The 22,702-nt window shown below is 71.7% G+C and carries 19 protein-coding genes; 2 read left to right on the top strand and 17 right to left on the bottom strand.

The genetic code is table 11. From position 1 onward, the window contains the following. Positions 1 to 77: 77 nt before the first annotated feature. The 5 genes from C3488_RS15605 to C3488_RS15590 form a co-directional block, all read right to left on the bottom strand. Entirely contained in the window at positions 78 to 1,988 is a 1,911-nt protein-coding gene (locus tag C3488_RS15605) for an AfsR/SARP family transcriptional regulator (protein ID WP_181139033.1), read from the bottom strand. A 430-nt stretch (positions 1,989 to 2,418) separates the two neighbouring features. Next, positions 2,419 to 4,293, bottom strand: a complete 1,875-nt coding sequence (asnB, locus tag C3488_RS15600) for an asparagine synthase (glutamine-hydrolyzing) (protein ID WP_103840013.1) — start codon at positions 4,291 to 4,293, stop codon at positions 2,419 to 2,421. After that, positions 4,290 to 4,850, bottom strand: coding sequence for a hypothetical protein (locus C3488_RS15595; protein ID WP_103840012.1), 561 nt, complete (start codon positions 4,848 to 4,850; stop codon positions 4,290 to 4,292). Before C3488_RS15595 ends, asnB begins: the two co-directional genes overlap by 4 nt. Further along, on the bottom strand, positions 4,847 to 5,038 hold the full coding sequence (locus tag C3488_RS41570) for a DUF1772 domain-containing protein (protein ID WP_258053435.1): 192 nt from the start codon (positions 5,036 to 5,038) through the stop codon (positions 4,847 to 4,849). Before C3488_RS41570 ends, C3488_RS15595 begins: the two co-directional genes overlap by 4 nt. Further along, a complete protein-coding gene (locus tag C3488_RS15590; protein WP_258053434.1) occupies positions 4,993 to 5,295 on the bottom strand; it encodes a hypothetical protein in 303 nt (100 codons plus the stop codon). The genes C3488_RS41570 and C3488_RS15590 overlap by 46 nt, the downstream gene beginning before the upstream one ends. Positions 5,296 to 5,510: 215 nt before the next feature. Between C3488_RS15590 and C3488_RS15585 the strand changes: the two genes are divergently transcribed. Continuing rightward, positions 5,511 to 7,115, top strand: a complete 1,605-nt coding sequence (locus tag C3488_RS15585; protein WP_103840011.1) for an FAD-dependent monooxygenase — start codon at positions 5,511 to 5,513, stop codon at positions 7,113 to 7,115. An 83-nt stretch (positions 7,116 to 7,198) separates the two neighbouring features. Here C3488_RS15585 and C3488_RS15580 read toward each other — a convergent pair whose 3' ends face one another. The 7 genes from C3488_RS15580 to C3488_RS15550 form a co-directional block, all read right to left on the bottom strand. Beyond that, positions 7,199 to 8,806, bottom strand: coding sequence for an FAD-dependent monooxygenase (locus tag C3488_RS15580; RefSeq protein ID WP_103840010.1), 1,608 nt, complete (start codon positions 8,804 to 8,806; stop codon positions 7,199 to 7,201). Continuing rightward, on the bottom strand, positions 8,803 to 9,849 hold the full coding sequence (locus tag C3488_RS15575) for a methyltransferase (RefSeq protein WP_103840009.1): 1,047 nt from the start codon (positions 9,847 to 9,849) through the stop codon (positions 8,803 to 8,805). Before C3488_RS15575 ends, C3488_RS15580 begins: the two co-directional genes overlap by 4 nt. Positions 9,850 to 10,074: 225 nt before the next feature. Further along, positions 10,075 to 11,658: an MDR family MFS transporter gene (locus tag C3488_RS15570; protein ID WP_258053433.1), complete on the bottom strand. Its 1,584-nt coding sequence runs from the start codon at positions 11,656 to 11,658 to the stop codon at positions 10,075 to 10,077. A 226-nt stretch (positions 11,659 to 11,884) separates the two neighbouring features. Next, the gene (locus C3488_RS15565; RefSeq protein ID WP_103840008.1) at positions 11,885 to 12,862 is read right to left on the bottom strand and encodes a zinc-binding dehydrogenase; all 978 of its coding nucleotides are present in this window, start codon (positions 12,860 to 12,862) and stop codon (positions 11,885 to 11,887) included. Positions 12,863 to 13,034: 172 nt separating this feature from the next. Next, positions 13,035 to 14,012 (bottom strand): zinc-binding dehydrogenase, encoded by a 978-nt coding sequence (locus C3488_RS15560; protein ID WP_103840007.1) that lies wholly within the window; start codon positions 14,010 to 14,012, stop codon positions 13,035 to 13,037. Between the two features lie 95 nt (positions 14,013 to 14,107). Next, positions 14,108 to 15,052 carry a methyltransferase gene (locus C3488_RS15555; protein ID WP_103840006.1) on the bottom strand — a complete coding sequence of 315 codons (945 nt, stop codon included), beginning with the start codon at positions 15,050 to 15,052 and terminating at the stop codon, positions 14,108 to 14,110. 113 nt (positions 15,053 to 15,165) lie between these two features. Then, positions 15,166 to 16,686: an FAD-dependent monooxygenase gene (locus tag C3488_RS15550; RefSeq protein ID WP_219822313.1), complete on the bottom strand. Its 1,521-nt coding sequence runs from the start codon at positions 16,684 to 16,686 to the stop codon at positions 15,166 to 15,168. 121 nt (positions 16,687 to 16,807) lie between these two features. Here C3488_RS15550 and C3488_RS15545 point away from each other — a divergent pair, with 121 nt between their 5' ends. After that, positions 16,808 to 17,299, top strand: a complete 492-nt coding sequence (locus C3488_RS15545) for a MarR family winged helix-turn-helix transcriptional regulator (protein ID WP_103840005.1) — start codon at positions 16,808 to 16,810, stop codon at positions 17,297 to 17,299. A 69-nt stretch (positions 17,300 to 17,368) separates the two neighbouring features. Here the strand turns inward: C3488_RS15545 and C3488_RS15540 are convergent, their stop codons facing one another. From C3488_RS15540 to C3488_RS15520, 5 genes are all read right to left on the bottom strand, one after another. Further along, positions 17,369 to 18,988, bottom strand: coding sequence for an FAD-dependent oxidoreductase (locus tag C3488_RS15540; protein ID WP_103840004.1), 1,620 nt, complete (start codon positions 18,986 to 18,988; stop codon positions 17,369 to 17,371). Between the two features lie 63 nt (positions 18,989 to 19,051). Further along, entirely contained in the window at positions 19,052 to 19,921 is an 870-nt protein-coding gene (locus C3488_RS15535) for an ester cyclase family protein (RefSeq protein WP_103840003.1), read from the bottom strand. A 54-nt stretch (positions 19,922 to 19,975) separates the two neighbouring features. Further along, positions 19,976 to 20,947, bottom strand: a complete 972-nt coding sequence (locus C3488_RS15530) for a GNAT family N-acetyltransferase (protein ID WP_103840002.1) — start codon at positions 20,945 to 20,947, stop codon at positions 19,976 to 19,978. Positions 20,948 to 21,178: 231 nt separating this feature from the next. Beyond that, positions 21,179 to 21,373 (bottom strand): ferredoxin, encoded by a 195-nt coding sequence (locus C3488_RS15525; RefSeq protein WP_103840049.1) that lies wholly within the window; start codon positions 21,371 to 21,373, stop codon positions 21,179 to 21,181. Between the two features lie 11 nt (positions 21,374 to 21,384). Further along, on the bottom strand, positions 21,385 to 22,614 hold the full coding sequence (locus C3488_RS15520; RefSeq protein ID WP_103840001.1) for a cytochrome P450: 1,230 nt from the start codon (positions 22,612 to 22,614) through the stop codon (positions 21,385 to 21,387). Between the last annotated feature and the right edge of the window lie 88 nt (positions 22,615 to 22,702).

The following is a 22,702-nucleotide window of genomic DNA, read 5'->3' as shown; positions in this document are numbered from 1 at the left end:
GCCGTTGACGCGCGCGTGGGTGGCTGAGCGGGTCCGGGGAGGTTCTCAGGCGGGCCTCCGCACCTCCCCGGAGCCGCTCAGGCGCCGGGAGCCGCTGTCTTCACGAGCGTGACGGGTCCGGTGCGCCGGCCGGCCACCGGGTCCGCGGGGCCCGAGTGCACCGCGCCGTTCTTCTCGGCGCCGCCCGCACCGGACAGCAACTGGAGGAGGACCTGCCGGGTGAGCGCGGGCACGGCGTACACCGGCTCGCCGTCCGGGGGCAGGAACTCCTGGACCAGATGGACGTCCACCAGGTACTCCAGCAGTGTCTCGGTGTCGTCGGTGCGGGCCGGCAGCAGGGCGCGGACCTCGTCGATGCGCCAGCGGGGCCGGTTGCGGCGCAACAGGAGGTGCAGCAACTCCTGGGAGGGGCCGGGCAGATGGCGGTAACTGAGGGCGACTGTGCTCATCAGCGACTGGGTGCCCGCCGGGAGTTCCAGCAGCAGCCGTTGGTTGGTGCGCAGCCGGTCGACGAGCCGCCGGGCCGGCCAGCACGGCCGGTCCGCCAGTCGCCCGGCCACGGCCCGCACCACCAACGGCAGCCCCTCGCTCATACCGATCAGCTCGTGCACGGCCGTCCTGTCCTCGCGCGGCCTGCGGTCCTGCGCGATGCGGTCGTACAACTGCAGGGACTCCTCGGTGGACAGGGCGGGCAGCACTATCTTCCGCCCGGTGGACAGGCTGTGTGCCCGGTAGCGGTTGGTGGCGATCACCGCGCAACCCGCACCACCGGGCATCACGGCACGCAGCTGGGACGCGGTGAGCACGTCGTCGACCACCACGAGCACCCTGCGGTCCGCGGTCCAGCTGCGGAACAGCCGGCTGAGCTCGTCGAGCCCGGTGGGCTGCTTCTCCCGCGCGATCCCACAGGCACTGAGACAGGCGGACAGCACGTCCGTGAGCTGCTCCTTGCCGTCGCCCACCGTGGAGAGGTCGACGAACAGCTGCCCGTCGGGGAAGAGCGGACGCAGGCGGTGCGCGGCGCGAATGGCGAAGGCGCTCTTGCCGACCCCGGGCGGCCCGTGGACCTCCACCACTCGCATGCCCGTACCGGCCCAGTCACCACCGAGGAAGGTCTCGAGCTGCGCCAGCTCGCGCTTGCGTCCGACGAAGTCGCTCACGTCGTGCGGAAGTTGGGCCGGGCGCGGCGCGACCGGCCGGGACTGGGGCGCCGAGGAGCCGGTGGTCCTGCCGCGAACGGCCGGCGCCGTGAGAGCTCCTCGGTCGGCGAGGACCTCCTGGTGCAGTCGCTGAAGCTGGAGCGACGGCTCCAGACCCAGTTCGTCGACGAGGCGGGCACGGATGGTACGGAACACTTCCAGCGCGTCGGGTCGGCGTCCGCAGCGGTGGAGGGCCCTCATCAGCTGCCCGGCGAAGGCCTCATGGGTGGGGTGGTCGCCCAGCGCCTCCACGAGCTCGTCCAGAAGGACGTGGTGCCGTCCGAGTTCGAGCTCCAAGGAGAAACGTTGCTCCAGGACGTTCTTGCGTCGTTCCTCGAGTTGGGTCGACCAGGCCGACAGGCGGCGGCCCGAGCTGACGTCGACGAGGGCCGCCCCGCGCCAGACGTCCAGTGCTTCCTTGAGGGCGCGTGCAGCCTCTTCCAAAGCGCCGCCGCGCTGGTGCGCCTTGCCTCGCTCCACCAACAGCTCGAACCGGTAGGCGTCCACGCTCTGCTTGTCCTGCAGACGCAGTTCGTATCCGCCGACACGGGTGAGCAGGGTCGGGACCCCATGGGGTGGACGGGATCCGAACGGTGCGCCGTTCTGCCCGGTGGCCAGCCGGAGTCTGCGGCGCAGCTGGTAGATGTAGGTTTGCAGGGTGGTCAGCGCGCTGAGTGGCGGGTGGTCCTCCCACAGCTCCTCGCACAGTTGGTCGACAGTGACCAGTGAGTTGGCGTTGAGTACCAGCAGGGCCAGCACTTGACGCAGCTTCGGTGCCGACGGTGTCACATCGTCACCGTCCCTGGACACTCGTATCGAGCCCAGCAGACCGATCTCTATCACTAAGTTTCCCCCTGAGTGTGCCGCCTTTTAGGCCACCAGCTGACGGGCCTTGTTGTTTGGCCAATGGTGTCGGCTGTTCTCCTTCCTACACCGATGCGTGTGGGAGCAAACGCCACTTGCCGAATCCCGCGTTTCCTACCGGTCGAAATCCGGCCAGGCGACTCGACCGTTATGGATCAGAGCGGAATTGTTATTGGAAAGGCAATGAACAAAAAAGGGGGGATCGCCGGGAAGCGAAAAGGGGGCATCCCCAAAACCGTGGGGCCCGAGGCCCAGGGCCCAAAGTGGTTGACACTTGGCACCTTATTACGTCTCGCACATGTATGGCAAGGAGCACATGTCGCGTGGGCCCTGGGCAACCTCCGAGCGTCCCCGCTCACAACCGCAGATCGACCCCGTACGTGGTCAGCCAGGTGTTGAGCTGGAGCACCATCTCCATGCTGGCCCGCTCCACCCAGGCGAAGGCCCCACTGGGCGCGCCGGCCGCGTCCAGTGCCGCGCTCGTCGCCTCGGTGTCCAGCAGCGGGGCCACCGGCGACGAGCCGTCCTTCGCCAGCTCACCGAACCGGCGCCGCACGAATTCACCGTAGGCGGCCTCCTGCACCGTCGGGTAGGCACTCTTCGGCCGCTCCAGTACCTGGCGGGGCAGGAGATCGGCGACTGCCGCCCGCAGCAGACTCTTCTCCTGTCCGTTCACCCGCTTCAATTCGGCCGGCACGTTGTACACGTATTCCACCAGCGCGCGGTCGCAGAACGGTGGCCGCAACTGCACCCCGTGCGCCATGCTCATCCGGTCGGCCCGGTCCAGGTGCGTCGGCGCCCACCGGGTCAGCGCCAGGTAGGTGATCTCCCGGGCCCGGCGCTCGGCCGGCGTCTCGCCCGCCACGTGCGGGACCTCGGCGAGCGCGTCCCGGTAATGCTGGTCGGCGTAGTCCATGAAGTTCAGCTCGCGGCGCAGCGAGCGGTCCACCAGAGAGCAGCCGAGTCCCCCGGCCGCGGCGTCGTGACCGCGCTCGAAGGAGATCCAGGGGAAGGTCGTCGAGTTGCTGTGCCGGGGGTCGTACGACCAGAAGTAGCCGTTGAACACCTCGTCCGCGGTCTCCCCGGAGAGCACGGCGGTGACCCCGGCACCGCGCAGCGCCTCGAAGAAGAGAAGCAGCGAGACGTCCATGTCGCCGAGCGGCGAGGGCGCGTCCTGGCAGCGCAGGGCGGCGGCGTGCACGCGCGGGTCGGAGAGCGCCGCGGTGTCCAGCAGGATCTCGGTGTGCTCGGTGCCGATGTGCTGCGCCGCCAGCGCTGCGTAGGGCGCGTCGGGGGTGGCCCGCATGGTCGGATGGGGCTCGAAGTTCTCCGCGTATCCGGTGAAGTTGACGGAGAACGACCGCAGGGGGCCCGCACCGGCCGCGGACAGCGCGCCGGAGGCGAGAGCCGTGAGCGCACTGGAGTCGATGCCTCCGGAGAGCATCGTGCCGACCGGGACGTCCGCCCGCAGATGCGAGGAGACCGCCTCCGTCAGCAGCCGGCGCACGGTGGCCACGGTGGCTTCCGGACCGTCCTCGTGCCGCCGGGCGGGCAGCGACCAGTAGCGCCGCCGGCCGGTGCCGCTGCGACGGACCGTCAAGACGTGTCCCGGCAGCACCTCGCACACGCCCTGGAACACGCCCGTACCGGGCTTGCGGCTGTGCGCGAACAGCTCGCGCAGCCCGTCGGCGTCCACCACCGGCTTGACGGCGGGGTGGGCCAGCAGCGCCTTGGACTCCGACCCGAACAGCACACCGGAGGGGGTCAGGAAGTACGCCAGCGGCTTGACCCCCAGACGGTCGCGGACCAGGTGCAGCTCCTGCCGCCGCAGGTCCCACACGGCCAGGGCGAACAGGCCCTCCAGGCGCGCCGCGAAGTCCGCCCCCCACTCCAGGAACGCGTGCACCGCCACCTCGGCGCCGCCGCGTCCGGTGAACCGGTGGCCCTTCGCGGCCAGTTCGCTCCGCAGCTCCGGCTCGTTGGTGATCGCGCCGTCGAGGACCAGTACCGCCACCGGCTGCCCGCCGGCCGACTCGACGACCACGGGCTGCTGCTCCTGTGCGAGGTCGAGCAGCGCCAGCCGCCGGTGGGCCAGCGCCGCGTGCCCTTCGATCCACTCTCCGGCACCGTCGGGCCCCCGGTGGGACAGGGTGTCCGCCATGGCCCGTACGGTGTGTGCCTCGGGCACCAGGTCCCGTGCGAAGTCCACCCAGCCGGCCAGTCCGCTCATCGTGGGGTCCTCTCGTTCGCTGTCTCGGAAACTTCCGGTGCGCCGGAGGGGGCCGACGCGCCCGCCGCACCGGACGCGTCGGCGGTCCTCCGGATGACGACGGTCACCAGGGACAGGCCGTGGCGCCCCACGGCCGTACGGAACTCCTCCAGCCCGGGCGTTCCGCCGCCGCGCACCGCGATGCCCAGCCGGCGCGGTGCCGCCTCCCCGTACCTGCGGTACAACTCCAGGTAGCCATGGGCCGTGCGCTCCGGGTCGGTCACCAACTCCAGCCGCGCGGGGCGGAGCCGGCCGCGCAAGGTGAGTGCTGCCTCCGCGCCGCCGGTGAAGTTCAGCCGCCAGACGCTGCCGGTGGCGACCACCAGTTCCTCGCCGAGGCTGTGCACCCCCGCGGGCACCGTGTACGGGCGCCCGGTGCGGCGGCCCGTGAAGTGCAGCAGGGCCAGGCGCTCGCCGAGCGGGCCGGGGTCCGGGCGCGAGAGCAGCTCCCGCATGCGGGCGTCGGCGGCCGCCCTCTCCTCGCCGTCCGGCAGGTCGCGTACGACTTCGGGGCTCATGACAGCACCACCGCCGCCGCCGTCAGCGCACAGCCCGCGACCGCGAAGCAGGTGCGCACCAGATGCCAGTCCCGCCAGGCCGGCCGCGGGTCCCGCCAGCCGGGCCCCAGGTCCTCCGGGCGGGTCCCCTTGACCTTCCTGTTCATGGGCACGTTCCTGGTCTGCGACACCACGGCGACGCCTGCCATGCACAGCGCCCCGAGCGCGAACAGCAGCCGGGGGCCCCGTCCGCGCGGAAGGCGAAGCCCACGTCGATGGCCGTGGAGCCGGTCACGATGAACGGCATGATCCGGTCGTACCGCCGGCCGAGCAGCTTGTGGGTGTCCACGTACCGCTCCGGGGTCATCGCGATCAACGCGGGCACCACGCTGAGTGCGACCGCGAACAGCACCCCCGCCACCAGTCCGGTGCCCAGCAGCACCAGAACGCTCAACGCCTCCACCATCGTTGCGGTCCTCCTCGGGGGCCAGTCGCATACGTCGATCCCGTCCGGGCGACTCGAAACTGTCAGCCGCGGCTCGGGCACCACTCGAATCCGCCTGGGGGCGTCCGCTCGTCCCGGCCGGTGCCTCCGCACCCGCCACCAGGCCCGTTCGAGCAGGGGGAGGTTGCATCGGGGCCACACGTGTCCGAGCACATTCGCACTGTCCAGGAGCCCGTATGGCAGACGAGACGACCGACGTACTGATCGTGGGCGGCAGCATGGTGGGACTGGCCCAGGCGCTGTTCCTGGCCCAGCAGGGCATACGTCCACTGGTGGTGGAGCGGCACGGGCAGATCTCCGCCCACCCGCGCGCGCAGGCGGCGAGTCCGCGCACCATGGAGCTGATGCGTGCGCTGGGTCTGGAGGAGGCGGTGCGCGCCAACGAGAACCCGCACGCGCACTACGGCGACGTCCTGCAGGCCGAGTCGCTCGCCGGAGCCGAACTCGGCCGCTTCGACGGGCCGTTCCGGCACGACCCGGCCGAGGTGGGCAGCACCGGCTGGACCCTGATCGGACAGGACCGCTTCGAGCCGGTCCTCCGGGCGCGCGCCGAGGAACTCGGGGCCGACATCCGCTTCGCCACCGAGATGACCGCCTTCACCCAGGACGACGACGGCGTCACCGCCGTGCTGCGCGATCTGCGGGAGGGTGCGGGATCCGCCGGGCGCACGGTGCGGGCGCGGTACCTGATCGCCGCCGACGGGTCCCGGGCGGGGGTGCGTCACGGGCTCGGCATCGGCCATCACGGCCAGGGCGTCTTCGGCCGCCAGATGAACATCGTGTTCCACGCCGACCTCGACCCGTACGTCGCGGGCCGCACCTTCTTCCTCTGCTTCGTCAGCAACGACCGCGTCAAGGGGGTGCTCGGCAAGCTCGGCGGCGAGGACTCCGACCGCTGGGTGCTGGCGCCCAGCCTGCCGCCCGGCACGAGCCACGAGGAGTACGGCACCGAGGACTGCGTCGGCCTGGTGCGTGCCGCGGTCGGAGTGCCCGACCTCCCGGTGCGGATCGAGTCGGCGACGAGCTGGGAGATCGCCGCCTGGGTGGCCGACCGCTTCCGCTCCGGCCGGGTGCTGCTGGCCGGCGACTGCGCGCACGTCATGCCGCCCACCGGCGGGTTCGGCGGCAACATGGGTGTCCAGGACGCGCACAACCTGGCATGGAAGCTCGCCCTCGTGCTGCGCGGCCAGGCGGGCCCCGCGCTGCTCGACAGCTACGAGCAGGAGCGGGCGCCGGTCGCCGAGTTCACGGTCGACCAGGGGGTGATCCGCTACCTGCAGCGCAGCGGTCTCGATGAGGAGGCGGCCGCCCGGCACCGCCCGGAGACCACGGTGCTCTTCGGTCACGTCTACCGCTCCGGCGCCGTGCTCGGCGAGGACGGCCCGGGCGACGGTGCCCCGGTGGAGGACCCCACGACCCCCTCCGGCCGGCCGGGAACCCGCGCCCCTCACCTGCCGGTCGTCCGGGCGGGCAAGGAGGTGCCGCTGCACGATCTGCTGGACGGCGGCTTCTGGCTGCTGGCCGGGCCCGACGGCGGTGCCTGGGAGAGCGCCTGCTCGGCGGTCGCCCTGCCCTCGGGCGTCGCTTTCCACCGGGTCGGCGCCGAGGAGCCCGAACAGACGGTGGAGCGCTTCCTCGCCCGCTACGGGGTCGGTGCCTCAGGTGCCGTCCTGGTCCGGCCGGACGGGTTCATCGCCTGGCGCACGGCACACCTGCCGCCACAGCCCGCCCGGACGCTGGCGGAGGTTCTCGACCGGGTCCTCGCACGCACGCCCGGGTGACCGGGCCCGGCACAGCGACGTCCGCCGTGCACACCCCGAGCGGGGTGTGCACGGCGGACGTTTTTCAACGCGAACGAATGACCCTAGGCGCGGTCCAGCAGCGTGCGCAGGGCTGCGGTCGCCGCGCGGTCGACGGCGCCGGAGCGGCCGGCGGTGGCGCGCCAGCCGACGAAACCGTCCGGACGGACCAGCACCGCACCCCCGGGCATGAGCCCGTAGCGCTGCCTGAACTCGCCGTCGCGGTCGGTGTACTGCTGCCGCGGCCCGACGCGGAGCGTCTTCAGGGCGACGCCGAGGGCGCCGGCCTCCTGCTCGACGGCCGTCGGCCAGGGGCCGGCCGCCTCGTCCACGAGCAGGGTGAATCCGTCGGCGAACAGGTCCGTGACGGGCAGCGGGCCGTCGGGGCCGTCCAGGACCAGGTGCGGGGCACGGGCCCCCGGCGCCGCGCTCGGGTGCTCGGGATCCTCGATCAGCACACCGGGGGCGCCTTCCTCCCGGGCGAAGGCGCCGGACAGGTAGCAGTAGCCGAAGGTCATGGTCGTCTCGGTGAGCAGCTCGTCGGCGACCTCCTGGTACTGCTTGCCCTCGCGGACCGCGAACCGGAGCATCGCCTGCCGCACGGTCTCCTCGGCGACGGGACGCCGTTCCGCGTCGTAGCTCTCCAGCAGTGCCGGGCCTGCGGCGCCCGAGAGCACCAGAGCCAGTTTCCACGCCAGGTTGTAGACGTCCTGGATGCCGGTGCTGGCGCCGAAGGCCCCGGTGGGCGGCATCACGTGGGCGGCGTCCCCGGCGACGAACACCCGGCGGGTGGCGAAGGAGTCCGCGACCCGAGCGGAGATGTCCCAGGCCGGCATGTCCACCGACTCGATCTTCAGAGGCAGGTCCGGGATGCCGACCGCGGCCCGCACCAGCGTGATGCAGCGCTCCTCGGTGAAGTCCTCGGCACGCTGCCCCCGGTCGGGGAAGAAGGAGACGTTGATGACCCAGCGCCGGTCGTTGTCCAGCGGGATGATCGTGCCGCGCACCTCGGGGTTGTTGACGTAGGCGGCGATGATCCGGCGCCCGCGCAGCGCCTCCTCGAGGTCGGCCTCGAAGAAGAAGCTCACCAGGTTGGTGATGGTGCCGCGACCGTGCGCTCCGATGCCCAGCATCTCCCGCAGCGGGCTGCGGCTGCCGTCCGCGGCGATCACGTACTGAGCGCGGATCTCCGACTCGGTGCCGGTGGACAGGTCCGTGACGCGGGCCAGTACGCCGTCCGCGTCCTCCTGGAGCGCCTCCACCCGGGTGTGGAAGCGCACGTCGGCTCCGGCCTCCACGGCCCGGGCGCGCAGGATCGGCTCCAGTTGGTTCTGGTCGATGAGCGTCCACAGTGTGGGGCTGATGCGACCGATGTCGTCGGGCGAGGCGTTCGGCATGCGCACCCGCTCCTTGCCGGCCAGGGTCTCCACGTGCACCAGGTCGGTGTTGCCGGAGATGGGCGAACGCCCGGCCCGGACCCGCTCCTCCATGCCGACGGCGCGGAACAGCTCCATGGTGCGCGGGTTGATCGCGCGGGCCTTGGGGTGGGTGGAGGTGTCGGCGTGCCGTTCCACCAGCAGGGCCTTTACCCCGTGGTGGGCCAGGAAGACGGCGGCGGACAGGCCGGTCAGCCCGCCGCCGACGATGAGGACGGGAGTCTGCTCCTGCTTCATGCTGCTGCCTCCTTGTGGGCTTTCACGAGGGTGTGGGTGCCGAGGAGCGGCTCGGCGGTGCCGTCGGCGAAACCGGCCTCGCGCAGCCAGGAGCGGCAGTCCGCGATGCGGTACTCGGAGCCGTCCGGGCTGACCAGCCGCATGTGCAGGCTGCTCAGGAGCCGTTCGGGATCGCTCCGGGCGTCGTCGATCATGCGGTCGTACACGAGCACCGTTCCGCCCGGGCGCACCGCGTCGTGGACCCGGCGGAGCAGGGCCAGACGCTTCTCGGTGTCGAAGCCGTGCAGGATGTGACCGAGGACGATCACGTCCGAGTCGGGCAGGGGGTCGGTGAAGAAGTCCCCGCCGACGAAGGCGACCCGGTCGCCGATGCCGAGGCCGGCCATGTGTTCGGTGAACAGCGGCCGGGTGCGCTCCAGGTCGAAGCAGGTCGCCGTCAGGTGGGGGTGGGCCTGGGCGATGACGGCGGCCATGTTGCCGCGGGCACCGCCCAGGTCGGTGAGGGACGTGTACCTGCTCCAGTCGACGCGGCGGGCCAGTTCGGTTCCCATCCGGTCGCTGTAGGCGTCGAGGCCCGCCAGGAACCGCTTCATCTTCGCCGGGTCCTTGTGCCGGTCTCCGACGAACCCGCCCTTGTCGGGGTCGAGATGCTGGGCCTCACCGCTGCGCAGGGCCTCGGTGAGCCGGCCCCAGGTGCCGTACAGCGTCTCGTTGGTCAGCTCGATGAACCCACCGAGGTACGAGGCGGAGTCGGGCACCAGATAGGTCTGCGCGAGCTCCGAGTTGCGGTACCGGCCGTCGCGGCGTTCGAGGAGACCGAGCCCTGCCAGGGCGTCCAGGAAGTCCGGGAGCATCCGGTGGTGCGTGGCGGTGCGGTCGGCCACTGCGGCGGCGTCGAGGGGGCCGTCGGCCAGCGCACCGAACACCCCCAGGGTCACGCCGCTGTGCAGTGCCTTGGCGGCGCAGTCGGCGATGGTCAGCTTGATCAGCGGCCCGGGATCGACCGCCGCTGCCGTCGTGCTCGGGTCTTCGGTCGTTGTCACTCAAGCCTCCTGATCGCCATCGGCGTTGGTCGTGTGCGGTGCTGCCGACGATGGCCGGGGGGTGTCGAGACGGGCTCGAAGAGCGCTGAACCGGTCAGGCAGCTCGGCGGAGCCCGGGCGGGTGCGGTGCCGGGGGCCGGTGCCGGGGGCCGACGCAGAAGGCCGCCCTCCCGTGCGCGGTGTCGCGCCATGGGGGAGGGCGGCCGGGAGGCGCCGGGGATGTGGTCAGTGTTCGGCTGCCGTGGGGGAGTGTTCCGGCGTCGCCTCGCCTCCGCCGTGGCCCGAGGAGCGCAGCGGCAGGTTCTTCATCCGCACGGCGATGACGAGGCCGAGCACGAGCACGGGCACGGCGGCGAGGAAGACCGGGCTGAGCGCGTGGGTGTACGCCTCCTTGACCGCGTCCCGCACGGAGGCCGGGAGCTTGTCGAGGACCTCGTGGGAGGAGAGCGTGTTGCGGTCGGTGCCGGCCAGCGCGCCGGCGGGGAGCCGTTTGGTGAGTTCGTCGCTCAACCGGTTGTAGAAGAGGGCGGCGAAGACCGAGATGCCCAGGGTGCTGCCGAGCTGGCGGGTGAAGGACACGGTGGCGTGGACGGCGCCGATGTCGTCGCGCGGTGCGGTGTTCTGGGCGGCCATCGTGAGCACCTGCATGTTGAGGCCCGCCGCGATGCCGAAAAGCAGCATGTACGCGATGACCACGGCCCTCGGGGTGCCGGTGTCCATGGTGGAGAAGAGCACCGCGCCGCCGATGCCGGTGGCCATGCTCAGGACCGGGTACCACTTGTACCTGCCGGTCTGGGTGATGATGCGCCCGCTGACCATGGACGAGGCGACGAGACCGAACATCATCGGCAGCAGCACCACACCGGACAGGGTGGGGCTCGCTCCGGTGACCACCTGTACGTACAGGGCGAGGAAGTTGACCGCGCCGAGGAAGACGACACCGGCCACCAGGCTGACCAGGACGCTGATGGTGAAGGTGGAGTCGCGGAACAGGTGCAGGGGGATGACCGGTTCGGGGGCGCGCCGTTCGGCGGCCACGAACAGCACGGCCGCGACGACGGCGACGGCACCGAGGCCGATGATCTGCGGGGACGCCCAGTCGTACTTCACCCCGCCCCAGCTGGCGAGCAGGGTGAGCGAGACGATGGCGGCGCTCAGGGTGGCGAAACCGGCGTAGTCGATGTGCGCCTGACGCCTCTTCGGCGGCAGGTGCAGGCTCGTGCCGATCATGCCGAGGACGACCAGCCCGATGGGCAGGTTGATGAGGAAGACCCAGTGCCAGCTGAGCAGGTCGGTCAGCACACCGCCGATGGCGGGTCCGGCGATGGCGGCCCCGGCGAAGACGATGCCGAAGAGGTTGAAGTACTTGGCGCCTTCACGTGGGCTGAACATCTCGCCGATGATGGCGAGCACGGAGACGAACAGGCCGCCCGCTCCGATGCCCTGGACGACACGGAAGAGGATCAGCTGTTCCATCGACTGTGCGGCGCCCGAGGCGGCGGAGCCGATCAGGAACAGCACGATGGCGATCAGAAAGACCTTCTTGCGGCCGAAGAGGTCGCCGAGTTTGCCGTAGACCGGCGTGGTGACGCTGCTGGAGATGATGTACGCGGTCGTCACCCAGGCGAACGCGTCCAGGCCGCCGAGGTCGGCGACGATGCGGGGCAGGGCGGTGGCGACGATCTGGGCGTCCAGCATGGCCAGGAACACGGCCAGCATGCACGCGACGATCACGCTCTTGACCTTGGTCTCGGGTGCCTGCGGTGCGGTGCCTCCGAGGCCGGCGGATCCGCTTGTCGGGGATGACACGGAAGTGACCTTTCGGTGAAGGGATCAGGACCCGCCTGGAGCCGGCGGCTCCAACGAGTGGTTTTCCGTCCCCGTCCCGCCGGGCGCCAGGGCGCGGCCGGCGTCGTGACCGTCCGAAAAGGGGATCTTCACTTCGCTGTGCGGGTGGTGGAGGAGTGGCCGGCCGCAACGGGGGATGAGTGCGGCCGGCCACCGTCTGGGTACGGCGATCCGGGCGGACCGCCGGTCAGGGAACCAGGACGACCTTGCCGAGCTGGGCCCGGGCCTCCATCAGCTCGTGCGCCTTGACGGCGTCCACGAGCGGGAGCCGCTCATGGACGATCGGGCGCACCTTGCCGGAGCCGATCATGTCGAGCAGGTCCCGCTGGCCCGCGGCGATGGCCTCGGGCTTGTTGTAGAGCATCGCGTAGAGCGCGAAGCCGGCCACGGTCTTCATCCGGCTGAGCATCAGCGGGTTGACGGGCTGGATGTCGCCGCTGGCCGAACCGTAGAAGACCAGCCGGCCGAACTGGGCGGTCAGGGCGATGCTCTTGATGAGGATGTCGCCGCCGACGGTCTCCAGCACGACGTCCGCGCCGCGGCCGTCCGTGGCGGCGCCGACCTGCTCGTCCCAGTCCTCGTCGGTGTAGTTGACGGTGACGTCGGCGCCCAGGTCGCGGACGAAGTCCAGCTTGGCCTGCGTACTGGCGGTGGCGATCACCTTGCCCGCGCCCATCGCCTTGGCGATCTGCACGGCGAGGTGGCCGACACCACCGGAGGCGGCGTCGATCAGTACGGTCTCGCCGGGCTTGAGCTGGCCCGCCTCCTTCAGGGCGTGGTAGGCGGTCTGGGCCGGGCTGGGCAGCAGGGTCGCCTCGGCGGCGTCCATGGTGTCCGGGATGGGAATGGCCCAGGCGGCGTCGGCCGTGACGTGGTCGGCGTAGGCGCCGTGGTCGACGTCGACCACGACACGCTGGCCGACGCTCAGGTGGGTGACGCCTTCGCCGAGGGCCTCGACGGTGCCGGCGACGTCGCCGCCGGGAGCGCCGGGCAGCGTGGCGTGACCGCCGATCGGAATGCCCTGGCGGCGCTGGACCTCGGCGAAGGTGACGCCGATGGCTTCGGAGCGGATCAGCACTTCGCCCGGTCCGGGCTGCGGCGTCTCCGCCTCTTCGACACGCAGCACCGAGGGGGCGCCGTGCTCGTAGTGGCGGACGATTCGCATGGTGTTCTCCCAACTAGGAAGTGTTGTTCGAGCCGGCGGGTCGTGCCACGGCTCCGCCCAGGGGATCCGGGTTACTTTTTATATGTTCTCATGCACGTGTATGTCAGTCTACATATTAGTGCACGGTGCGCAAGTCCTCGGACGCGCGAAGTGCCCGCGGGTTGCGGGGCTGTCAGGGGACGAGCACCACTCGGCCGAGCTGGGAGCGTGCCTCCATCAGCTCGTGGGCGGCGGCGGCCTCCTCCAGGGGCAGCTCGGCGTGTACGACGGGCCGGACCTTGCCGGAGGCCACCATGTCCAGCAGCTCCTTGGCGCCGTCGGCCATGGCCTCCGGCCGGTACCGCATGACCCCCCACATGCTGAAGCCCATGACGGTGCGGTTGTCGAAGATGTCGCCGACCTCGATGGCCGGCACCTCGCCGCTCGCCGTGCCGTACACCACGGTCCGGCCGAAGGGGGCGGTGAGGTTCACGCTCTTGGTGAGGATGTCGCCGCCGACGGTCTCCAGCACCAGGTCGACGCCCCGGCCGTCGGTCGCGGCCAGGACCTTCTCCTCCCAGCCGTCCTCGCCGTAGTTCACGGTGTGGTCGGCGCCCAGCGAGGCGGCGAAGTCCAGCTTGTCCTGGCTGCTCGCGGCGGCGATGACCCGGCCGGCGCCGAGCACCTTGGCCATCTGCACCAGCAGGTGGCCGATGCCTCCGGCCGCGGCCGTGATGAGCACGGACTCCCCGGCCCGCAGCCGCCCGGCCGTGACGATCACGTGGTAGGCGGTCTGGGCGGGGATCGGCAGGGACGTGGCCTGGCCGGCGTCGATGCCCTCGGGGACGGCGAACAGCCAGTCGGCGCGGGCGACCACGTACTCGGCGTACCCGTCGGCGCCGACACCGGTGACCACGCGGTCGCCGATCCGCACCTGAGTGACGCCCTCGCCGAGGGCCTCGACGGTGCCGGCGACGTCGCCGCCCGGGGAGCCGGGGAGAGTGGCGGGGCCGCCGACCGGGATGCCTTGCCGACGCTGGCACTCGGCGAAGTTGACGCCGACCGCTTCGGTGCGGATCAGCACCTCACCGGGGCCCGGGGCGGGCTTGTCTGCCTCCTCGACGCGCAGCACCGAGGGGGCGCCGAACTCGTGGTGACGGACGATACGCATGGATGTGCTCCTTGTGCTTGTGGTTGGTACGGGGGGAGGGTGCCGTCGTTTCCGGCACCCTCGGCAACGGGCGACGGGGATGCGCCGCGTGGGGATCAGACCGGGGTGAACTCGGCGAGCGACCGGATCCCGCCGAGGTCGACGACGCGCTGGAGTGCGAGTCCCGCCGCCTTTCCCAGCCCGCGCAGACCGTCGGTCGTGCGCATCTGCCCGCCGAGGTAGACGAGCATCCGCAGGTCCAGATCGGTCTGGCCGGTCTGCACGTCGAGCAGCCCTTCCACGACCATGACGCGGCCGTTCGGGGCGACGGCCTCGGCGCAGCGCCGCAGGATGGCGGTCGCGCGGTCGTCGGGCCAGTTGAGCAGCACGTTGGCCAGCAGGTACACGTCACCGCCGGCGGGCAGCGGGTCGAAGAAGCTTCGTGCCATCGCTCGGCAGCGCTCCCGGACCCCGGCGGCCTCGAACTCCGCGGCGGCCGACTCGACGGTCTGCTCGAGATCGACCAGGGTGCCGCGCGCACCGGGCACGGCGCCGACGACGGCCGCCAGGAGAGCGCCGCTGCCGCCGCCGACGTCGACGACGTGCCGGACGCCCTGCCAGTCACCCTGCTCCAGCAGTGCGGGGGTCACCCACTCCATGCTGGCCGCCATGCGCCGCGCGAAGGACTCGGCGAGCGCCGGGTCCCCCTCGACGTCCGTCCAGAAGTCCTCCCCGTACAGCTCGGGGTAGACCGGGTGGCCGGAGCGCAGCGCGTCGAGGAGCCGGAAGAAGGAGAGTTCGCCACGGCCGGTCGGTCCCTCCAGCGTGAGCCAGTCACGGCCCGAGCCCGGGACGTCGGAGCGGAGCAGGGCGCCGAGTTCGGTGGCCTCGCAGGTGCCGTCGCACAGCACCCGGTAGACGCCGGCCGTCACCAGGTGGCCCATGAGGCGGCGCAGCGCGGTGGGGTCCACGTCCGCCGCGCGGGCCAGCTCGTCGACGGTGCTCGCACCGGCCTCGAGATGGTCGGACAGCCGCAGGGTCGCGGCCACCCGTATCGCCATGGGGGTTATGAGATCGGTCTTCCACAGAAGTTCTTGTGACCAGGGCGGGGCGCTCACGGATCTCCTTGTGCTGCTCGACAGAGGTGGGGGATGACGAGTGGTGGTGCAGCCGGTCAGACGGTGCCGAACCAGGTGGCGAGTGCCGTGCCGAGCGAGTCGCGCACCACGGCCTCCGGCTGGTCCCGGTCGACGGCCCAGGCGACATAGCCGTCGGGGCGGACGAGCAGGCCGGCCAGCTGCGGCTCACCGGCGCAGGTCGCCTGTACGTGGCGGACGCGTCCGGCCCAGGACACGCCCGCGCTCCACTTCTCGTAGGTCTGCGTGATCTCCGGCCGGCCCGCCAGGTCGAGCAGCACACCGGTGCCCCGCTTGAGGTACGCGGGCAGGGTCCTGGGCCCTTCCTCCGTGACCAGTTCCAGGTCGCGGGCGAAGTCACCGAGCATGCGGTGCTCGGGGCCCTCGATCTCGTAGCGGACGGTGACGCCGCTGAGCATCTGCGCGAGGTGGAGGTTCACCTGTTCCCGGCGCATGAGATCGGTGAACAGGTCCCGGAGCGGGGTGACGTACGGGTCCGGGTTCATGAGCGCGATCTGGGCGCGAGTGTTGGCCAGCACCGTGCGGGCCGGGCCCTGGCGCTCCCTGTCGTAGCTGTCGAGCAGCCCTTCGGGAGCCCAGCCGTGCACGGTGGCGGCGAGCTTCCAGCCGAGGTTGAAGGCGTCCTGGAGGCCGAGGTTGACACCCTGGCCGCCGACCGGGAAGTGGGTGTGCGCTGCATCGCCCGCGACGAGGATCCGGCCCTCGCGGTAGCGGTCGGCCTGGCAGGCGGAGTCGGTGAAGACGGACAGCCAGCGCGGGGAGTGCGCTCCGAGGTCGCTGCCCCAGATCTCGCGCAGGCTCCCGGTCAGCTCCTCCAGGGTGAGCTCCGCACCCGCCTCGCGCTCGGCCTGGAAGTCGAACGTGGACACGCGGTGGTAGGTGTCGTCCAGCGGCACGCAGAACAGCAGGCCGCGCTCGGTCCGCTCCATGCCCATCGGGGCGTTCTCCCGGTCGGGGAGGATCACGTCGCCCAGACGTGCGGTGACCCTGCCGCCCGTGCCCGGGAAGGCGATGCCCGCCTCCCGGCGCACGAGGCTGCGCGCGCCGTCACAGCCCACGGCGTACCGGGCGCGCAGCGTGTAGGCGCCGTCGGGGCCGGTGACCTCCGCCTCGACGCCGTCGGCGTCCTGGCGGACGGCGGTGACTTCGTGGCCGCGCCGGATCTCCGTGCCGAGCTCGACGGCGCGCTCCTCCAGGAGCCGCTCGGTCCTGGTCTGCTCCGAGAGCAGGGCGTAGGCGTGCTTGCTGTCCAGGGCGGAGAAGTCGACCCACTCGTCGAGTCCCGCGAAGTGGCCGTTGTTCCAGGACCGCGCGCCGTCGCGGAAGCGTTCCACCAGGCCGCGCCGGTCGAGGGACTCGAGGGAACGGGCGTGCAGGCCGAAGGCCTTGGAGTGCGGGGTGCGTTCGGGCAGCCGCTCCAGCACCACGGCACGGACCCGGGAGATGCGCAGTTCCGCGGCGAGCAGCATGCCGACGGGCCCGCCGCCGACGACGAGCACGTCGAAATCGAAGTCCTGACCGGTGTTCCCCGTAGACATGGCGGTCCCCTCGTCTGGAAGGTGATGTGTGTTGTGCAGCAGATATGTGCTTTATAACATGCAGTAGATTGGTAGCATACAGATGCTCGCTCGACGTAATCAAGTCGCCTAGAATGCGGGTATGGAGACCTCGACACAGAGTCCGCCGGTGGCGTCCGACCTGCTCGACGCGGTGGGACCCGCGTTCTCGCGGCTGCGGCGGACTCAGGCGCTGAATGTCGAAAAGCAGTTGTCGCGCAAGGACATGACGAGGACTCTGGTCCTCAACATCGTCCAGGACGGGCCTGAACACGAGGGTCAAGAGATCACCGTCGGCGTGGTCGGCGAGCGGCTGGCCGTCGACCCCTCCGTGGCCAGCCGTATGGTCTCCGACTGCATCTCGGCCGGCTATCTGGTCCGCGCCGCCTCGCAGCGCGACGGACGCCGTACGATCCTCCAGCTCACCCCCGAGGGCCACGACATGCTGGCCCGCTTCCGTCACCACCAGCGCGCGGCGTTCGAGCGCATCACCCGGGACTGGCCGCAGGAGGAGCGGCTGGAGTTCGCCCGGCTGCTGATCAAGTACGTCGACTCCATCGCCGAACTGCAGTCCGACGGGGCCGGTCCTGCCTGAGCGGACGGCACGGCGTGGACACCGCTCCGGGGGCCACGGCGGACCTGCCGCAGCCCCCGGTTCGTCCGCTCAGCCCCGCGCGAGCACGGTACGGAGCACGCCGGTCAGTGCCGCGGTCTCCGCGCCGGCCGGATCCGCGCCGGGCGAGCGCCAGGCGACGACTCCGTCCGGCCGTACCAGCACCGCGCCCTCGGGCCGCATCCCGTAGCGGTCGGCCCAGCGACCCTCCGGATCGGCCAGGGTGCCCGCCCCGCCGCCCGTGCCCGGCACCACCCGGCGCGCGGTGATCTGCACACGCAGCTCGGTGGCCGCTCCGGCGGCCGCGGTCAGCCAGGGCCCGCCCCGCTCACCCGCCAGCAGCACGAAGCCGCTGCCGAACAGGTCGAGTGTGGAAACCGCAATGCCGTCCCGTGACAGCGGCACGTACGGTGCCCGGGTGCCCGCCTCGCCCCGCAGCGTGCGCGGATCGGCGGGGGCCACCGGCGCCTCGGCGCCCGGCTCCGGGACCACGGCGTGGGACCGGTACGCGTGGCCCATCGTCACGGTCAGCGCGTCCGCCGCGGCGGCCTGCTGCTCCGCGGTGGCGCTGCCGGAGCGCACCGCCAGTTGCAGCGACCCCTGTTCGGCGGTGTACACCGCGACCGGCCGGCGCTCGGCGTCGTACGTCTCCAGCAGCCCTGCGCCCGCGGTGCCGTTCACCACCAGAGCGAGCTTCCAGGCCAGGTTGTGGGCGTCGGCGATCCCGGTGTTCGCGCCGTAGCCGCCGGTCGGCGGAACCACGTGCGCGGCGTCACCCGCGAGCAGCACCCGCCCGTGCAGGAAGCCGTCGGCGACCTGTTCCGCCATGTCCCAGGGGAAACGGGAGCGGATCGTCACCGCCACGCCGGGCGAGCCGATGGCCGCGCCGACCAGCTCGGCGCAGCGGGCGTCGGTGAAGTCCTCAAGGCTCTCGCCGTCCTCCGGGCGGTAGCCGACGATCAGGGTGCCGCCCGTCAGGGTGTCGTCATGCACCAGGATGCCCATGACCTGAGGGTTCTTCACATGGACGACGCTGTAGCGCCGGTCGCCGAGGACGGGGCGCAGGTCCGCCCCGAAGGCGATGCTCACGTGGCGGGACAGCACCCCGCGGCCCTGCCTTCGCACCTTGAGCGCCTCGCGCACGCTGCTGCGCGGACCGTCGCAGGCCAGCAGCCAGTCGCTGCGGAAGGTGCGGGTGCCGTCGTCGTCCGCGAGGACCGCGGTGACCCCGTCCGGGTCCTCCGCGAAGGACAGGAGTTCCGTGCCGAACCGCAGGTCCGCGCCGAGTGCCACCGCCCGCTCACGCAGCAGCGGCTCCAGCCGGTCCTGCGGCAGCAGCAGGAGCCGGGAGGGAGTGAGGTCGCCCAGCTCGTCGTTGCCCTCCAGCTCCTCCTTGCTGAACAGCACCTCGCCGGCGAGGGAGGTCACCCCGGCACGGGTCCGGTGCGTCTCGAAGCCGGCGGCCTCGCGCCGGGCGGCGTCCTCCACACCGGCCTGCCGCAGCAGTTCCGCGGTCCGCGGGTAGTAGCCGACCGCTCGGGGGTGGACGGAGGTGCCGGGGTGCCGCTCCACGAGGGTGCAGCGGACTCCGTGGTGGGCGAGGAACACGGCGGCGGACAGGCCCACCAGGCTGCCGCCCACGATCAGTACGGGTGCGTCACTGGATTGCATCGCGGGACCCTTTCTCGCAACGGAGGACGTGGACGCCGAGGTCGACGTCGTCGATGGTGCCGCTCACGGCGTCGGGAGCCCGGCGCGGCGCAGCGCGAGATAGTCCACGACCTCCCAGTGCTCGGCCACCTTGCCGCGCTCGATCCGGAACTGGTCGCAGGTGCGCATCACCAGCGGCACGCCTGAGGGGCCGCCGCCGCTCCACGCCCCGGTGAGGGTGCCGGTCCAGGTCACGAAGACCATCACCCGGTCGTCGGCGGCGACGATGTGGTCGACGGTGGTGACGAGGTCCGGGAAGGCGGCGATGTTGTCGGCGAAGAAGGCCTTGAAGGCCTCCAGCCCGTCCGGCACCGCCGTGGTGCGTACGTTGTGGTGCCGGTAGTCCTGGTGGTAATAGCTGTCGGCGAGGTCCAGGCGGTGCTCGCTGAAGACCTCGCGGTACGCCCCCAGCACCAGTCGCGCGTTGGCCTCCTCGGTGGCGGTGTGCGGGCCGCGCAGTCCGGGCGCGGCGGGCTGGACGCCGTCGCCGTCGAGCCCGGGCAGACCGTGGGCCGCGAGAACGTCGCGGTCCACCACGTTCCAGTGCTCGGCGATCAGGCCGTCCTGGACGCGGTGCAACTCGGCCGTGTGGAGCCGGAATTCCTCGTCCGACGGCGTCCGCCCGGTCCAGGTCGCGAACAGCATCACCCGGTCGCCGTCGGCGACCAGATGGTCGATGTGCGCGCGCAGGCCCGGGAACTGCCCGGCCAGGCTCCGGAAGCGGCCGGCAGGGCCGCCGGCGGCCGGTCCGGCCAGCGGGTCGTGCTCGATGTGATCGGCGTGGAGGAAGCGGACGGCCTCGTCGAACCGGTGCTCGCGGTACAGCGTCCGGTACCAGTCGCGTACGAGTCGGGCGCTCCGCGCGCGCTGCTCGGCTGGGCTCTGAGTGATCATCGGGGTTCCTCTCGGGGCGGATCGGGCCGTCGGGTGGGGTGGCCCGCCGGGCAGTCAGGCCTTGAGCGCGTACGTGGACCAGCAGGAGTCGGCCTCGAAGCCGAGTCCGCGGTTGAGTGCGACGACGGCGGTGTTGCCGACGTCGTTGAAGACCTGGACGAGCACCAGGCCCGCGTTGTCCCGGGCGGCCCGCAGCAGCAGGGACGCCTTCATCCAGGTACCGAGGCCCCGCCGCCGGTGCTGCGGCAGGACCAGCGTCTCCCCGGCGTCGGCCATCGGGCTGTCCCGCACGAACAGCGTGCTGTAGGCGACGATGTCGCCGCCGTCCCCACTGTCCTCGGGCAGGGCCGCGACCGCGTGGATGCGGTGTCCCGCCCGTTCGGCCTCGGCCTCGCGCGCCCGGACGTCGGCGGTGGACGGGCGGCGCACCCGGGCCTGGCCGTTGACCCGCTCCTCCAGCGCGCTCCAGGCGCGGGCGTAGGACTCGACGAGCGTGTCGGGGCAGCGGCCGGTCCAGTGCACCAGGCGGTATCCGGGCACCTGGCGGGCCGCCGCGGCCCGAAGCGGTCCGCGGGCGGCCACGGCCAGCGGCAGCCGGTTGCGCAGGGTCTCGCCGACGAGCCCGGCGCCGAGCTGTTCCGCGAAGCGTTCCGCGGCCGCTCCTCTGGGCGCGTCCACCAGCAGCAGGTCGCGGCCCCGTTCACGCAGGGCGGCCCGGCCCGCCGCTGCCAGCGCCCGGCCCGCGCCGCGGCGCCGGAAGCCGGGGAACACCCAGAGCGAGCCGTGCCCCGGGCCGGACGGATCGCCCAGGTCGAGGCCGAGCTTGAGGACCCCGGCCGGGGTCTGTGCGTCGTAGGCGGCGAGCACGATGCGCTCGGTGCCGTGGCGTTGCTGGAAGAGCCGCGCGAGCAGCGCCTCGGTCACCGGCGGGTCCGCCGGCAGCTCCAGGCGCATGGTTTCGCGGAAACCGGGGAGCAGAGCGGCGAGGGTCGCCGGGTCGTCACTGTTGAGGCTGCGAATCTCCATGGCCGACACGCTCTCCCGCCGGTCTCGAAGCGCCGTGGAGGCCAACTCGACGCCGCTCACCGGCGACGACGGCGCCGCACCGGTCTCCGCCCGGAGCGCCGGTCCCCCCAGTCGAGCCACCGGACGACGGCCCGGCCCGGTCACGCACCGGACGACCGCCGGACCACCCTTGTCACCCACCGCACAACGGCCGGACCGGCCCCGTCACCCCGCAGAACAACGGCCGCCCCCTCAGCCGCCGTGCACGGTGATGGCCTGGACCGGGCAGGCCCGGGCCGCCTCCCGTACCGAGGTGTCGTGGGTGCTGCCGGCTGCGCCGGGGAGCAGGCGGCTCACCCCGTCGTCGTCCTGGGTGAACACTTCCGGCGCGGTCAGGGCGCACATGGCGGCGCCGATACAGCGGTCGGTCGCGATGCTGATCTCCACTCCGGCCCCCGTCACCACTCGACGGGGAGTTCGGCGACGCCCTGCAGCACGTACGGGGCGTTCAGGGGCAGTTCCTCGGAGCGGACCGGCACCCTGAGGCCCGGGATGCGCCGGAAGAGGGTGCGGAAGGCGATCTCCATCTCCGCCCGGGCGAGGTTCTGTCCGATGCACTGGTGGATGCCGTAGCCGAAGGCGACATGCCGGCCGGCGGACCGGGTGACGTCGAAGGTGTCGGGGTTCTCCCAGGCGTGCGGGTCGCGGTTCATCAGCATGGTCGACATGGCCACGCCGTCACCGGCCCTGATGGTCTGCCCGGCGATCTCGATGTCCTCGGCCGCCACCCGCATCAGCACGTCGCCGATGGAGGTGAACCGCATCAGCTCCTCCACCGCGCCCGGCAGCAGTCTGTCGTCCTGCCGCAGCAGCGCGAGCTGTTCGGGGTGTTCGAGCAGGGTCACGGTGCCCAGCGCGATCATGTTGGAGGTGGTCTCGTGGCCGGAGACGAGCAGCAGCGAGCAGATCATGGCCAGCTCGTCGCGGTCGACCTTGCCCTCTTCGAGCTGATGGGTGATCAGTTCGTCGATGAGGCCGTCGCCAGGCTGCTTCTCCTTCTTCGCGACCAGCTCGTACAGATAGCCGAGGATCTCGGTGAAGGCCTTGCGGGCCTGTTCCGCCGCACCCTCGCCCGAGGAGGACAGCACGTGCCGGGACCGCTCGTCGAAGTACCCACGGTCCTCGTACGGCACTCCGAGCAGGGCGCAGATCACCGCGGAAGGCAGCGGAAGGGCGTACTGGGAGAGCAGTTCGGCGGGGCTGCCCCGGTCGAGCATCTCGTCGACGAGCCCGTCCGCGATCCGCTCGATCTCCGGGCGCAGCGCGGCGATCCGCCGGATGCCGAAGCCTGGAATCACCATGCGCCGCTGACGCGCGTGCTCGGGGTCGTCCACGCCGACCAGCGGAGGGGCGGCGCGCTGCTGGGTCTGGGCGGCGATCCGGGGGGCCAGGAAGGGGAATCCCGGGTGCAGGACGTTCGAGGAAAGCCGAGAGTCGGGGAACAGGGCCCGGCCGACCTCGTTGCCGAGAACCAGCCATATTTCCCGTCCGTCGTACAGCCTCACCTTGGTGAGCGGGCCGCGCTCACGCAACTCCTCGTACCCGACCGGCATCTGGTAGGGGCACTTCCGGGTCATCGGGTAGGCCGGCGCCTGACTGCCGACGGGGGGACTGGTGGTCTTGGCCATGTCGTGCCTCCTCAGTCGTTTCGCGACGGACAGCATTGAGCCCTGCCGCTCTCAAGGGGACTTGGAAGATCCCTGGAGGCCGGCAGGG

It is taken from the genome of Streptomyces sp. Ru72, assembly GCF_002920635.1.
Lineage (GTDB): Bacteria > Actinomycetota > Actinomycetes > Streptomycetales > Streptomycetaceae > Streptomyces.
This window is presented reverse-complemented; position numbering and strand designations above follow the sequence as displayed.

Bases quoted from the DNA above. Each gene is read 5' to 3' on its own strand.
- asnB (WP_103840013.1), bottom strand. From the start codon at position 4,293: ATGAGCGGACTGGCCGGCTGGGTGGACTTCGCACGGGACCTGGTGCCC.
- C3488_RS15595 (WP_103840012.1), bottom strand. From the start codon at position 4,850: ATGAGCCCCGAAGTCGTACGCGACCTGCCGGACGGCGAGGAGAGGGCG.
- C3488_RS41570 (WP_258053435.1), bottom strand. From the start codon at position 5,038: ATGGCAGGCGTCGCCGTGGTGTCGCAGACCAGGAACGTGCCCATGAAC.
- C3488_RS15590 (WP_258053434.1), bottom strand. From the start codon at position 5,295: ATGGTGGAGGCGTTGAGCGTTCTGGTGCTGCTGGGCACCGGACTGGTG.
- C3488_RS15585 (WP_103840011.1), top strand. From the start codon at position 5,511: ATGGCAGACGAGACGACCGACGTACTGATCGTGGGCGGCAGCATGGTG.
- C3488_RS15580 (WP_103840010.1), bottom strand. From the start codon at position 8,806: ATGAAGCAGGAGCAGACTCCCGTCCTCATCGTCGGCGGCGGGCTGACC.
- C3488_RS15565 (WP_103840008.1), bottom strand. From the start codon at position 12,862: ATGCGAATCGTCCGCCACTACGAGCACGGCGCCCCCTCGGTGCTGCGT.
- C3488_RS15560 (WP_103840007.1), bottom strand. From the start codon at position 14,012: ATGCGTATCGTCCGTCACCACGAGTTCGGCGCCCCCTCGGTGCTGCGC.
- C3488_RS15555 (WP_103840006.1), bottom strand. From the start codon at position 15,052: ATGGCGATACGGGTGGCCGCGACCCTGCGGCTGTCCGACCATCTCGAG.
- C3488_RS15550 (WP_219822313.1), bottom strand. From the start codon at position 16,686: ATGTCTACGGGGAACACCGGTCAGGACTTCGATTTCGACGTGCTCGTC.
- C3488_RS15545 (WP_103840005.1), top strand. From the start codon at position 16,808: ATGGAGACCTCGACACAGAGTCCGCCGGTGGCGTCCGACCTGCTCGAC.
- C3488_RS15540 (WP_103840004.1), bottom strand. From the start codon at position 18,988: ATGCAATCCAGTGACGCACCCGTACTGATCGTGGGCGGCAGCCTGGTG.
- C3488_RS15535 (WP_103840003.1), bottom strand. From the start codon at position 19,921: ATGATCACTCAGAGCCCAGCCGAGCAGCGCGCGCGGAGCGCCCGACTC.
- C3488_RS15530 (WP_103840002.1), bottom strand. From the start codon at position 20,947: ATGGAGATTCGCAGCCTCAACAGTGACGACCCGGCGACCCTCGCCGCT.
- C3488_RS15520 (WP_103840001.1), bottom strand. From the start codon at position 22,614: ATGGCCAAGACCACCAGTCCCCCCGTCGGCAGTCAGGCGCCGGCCTAC.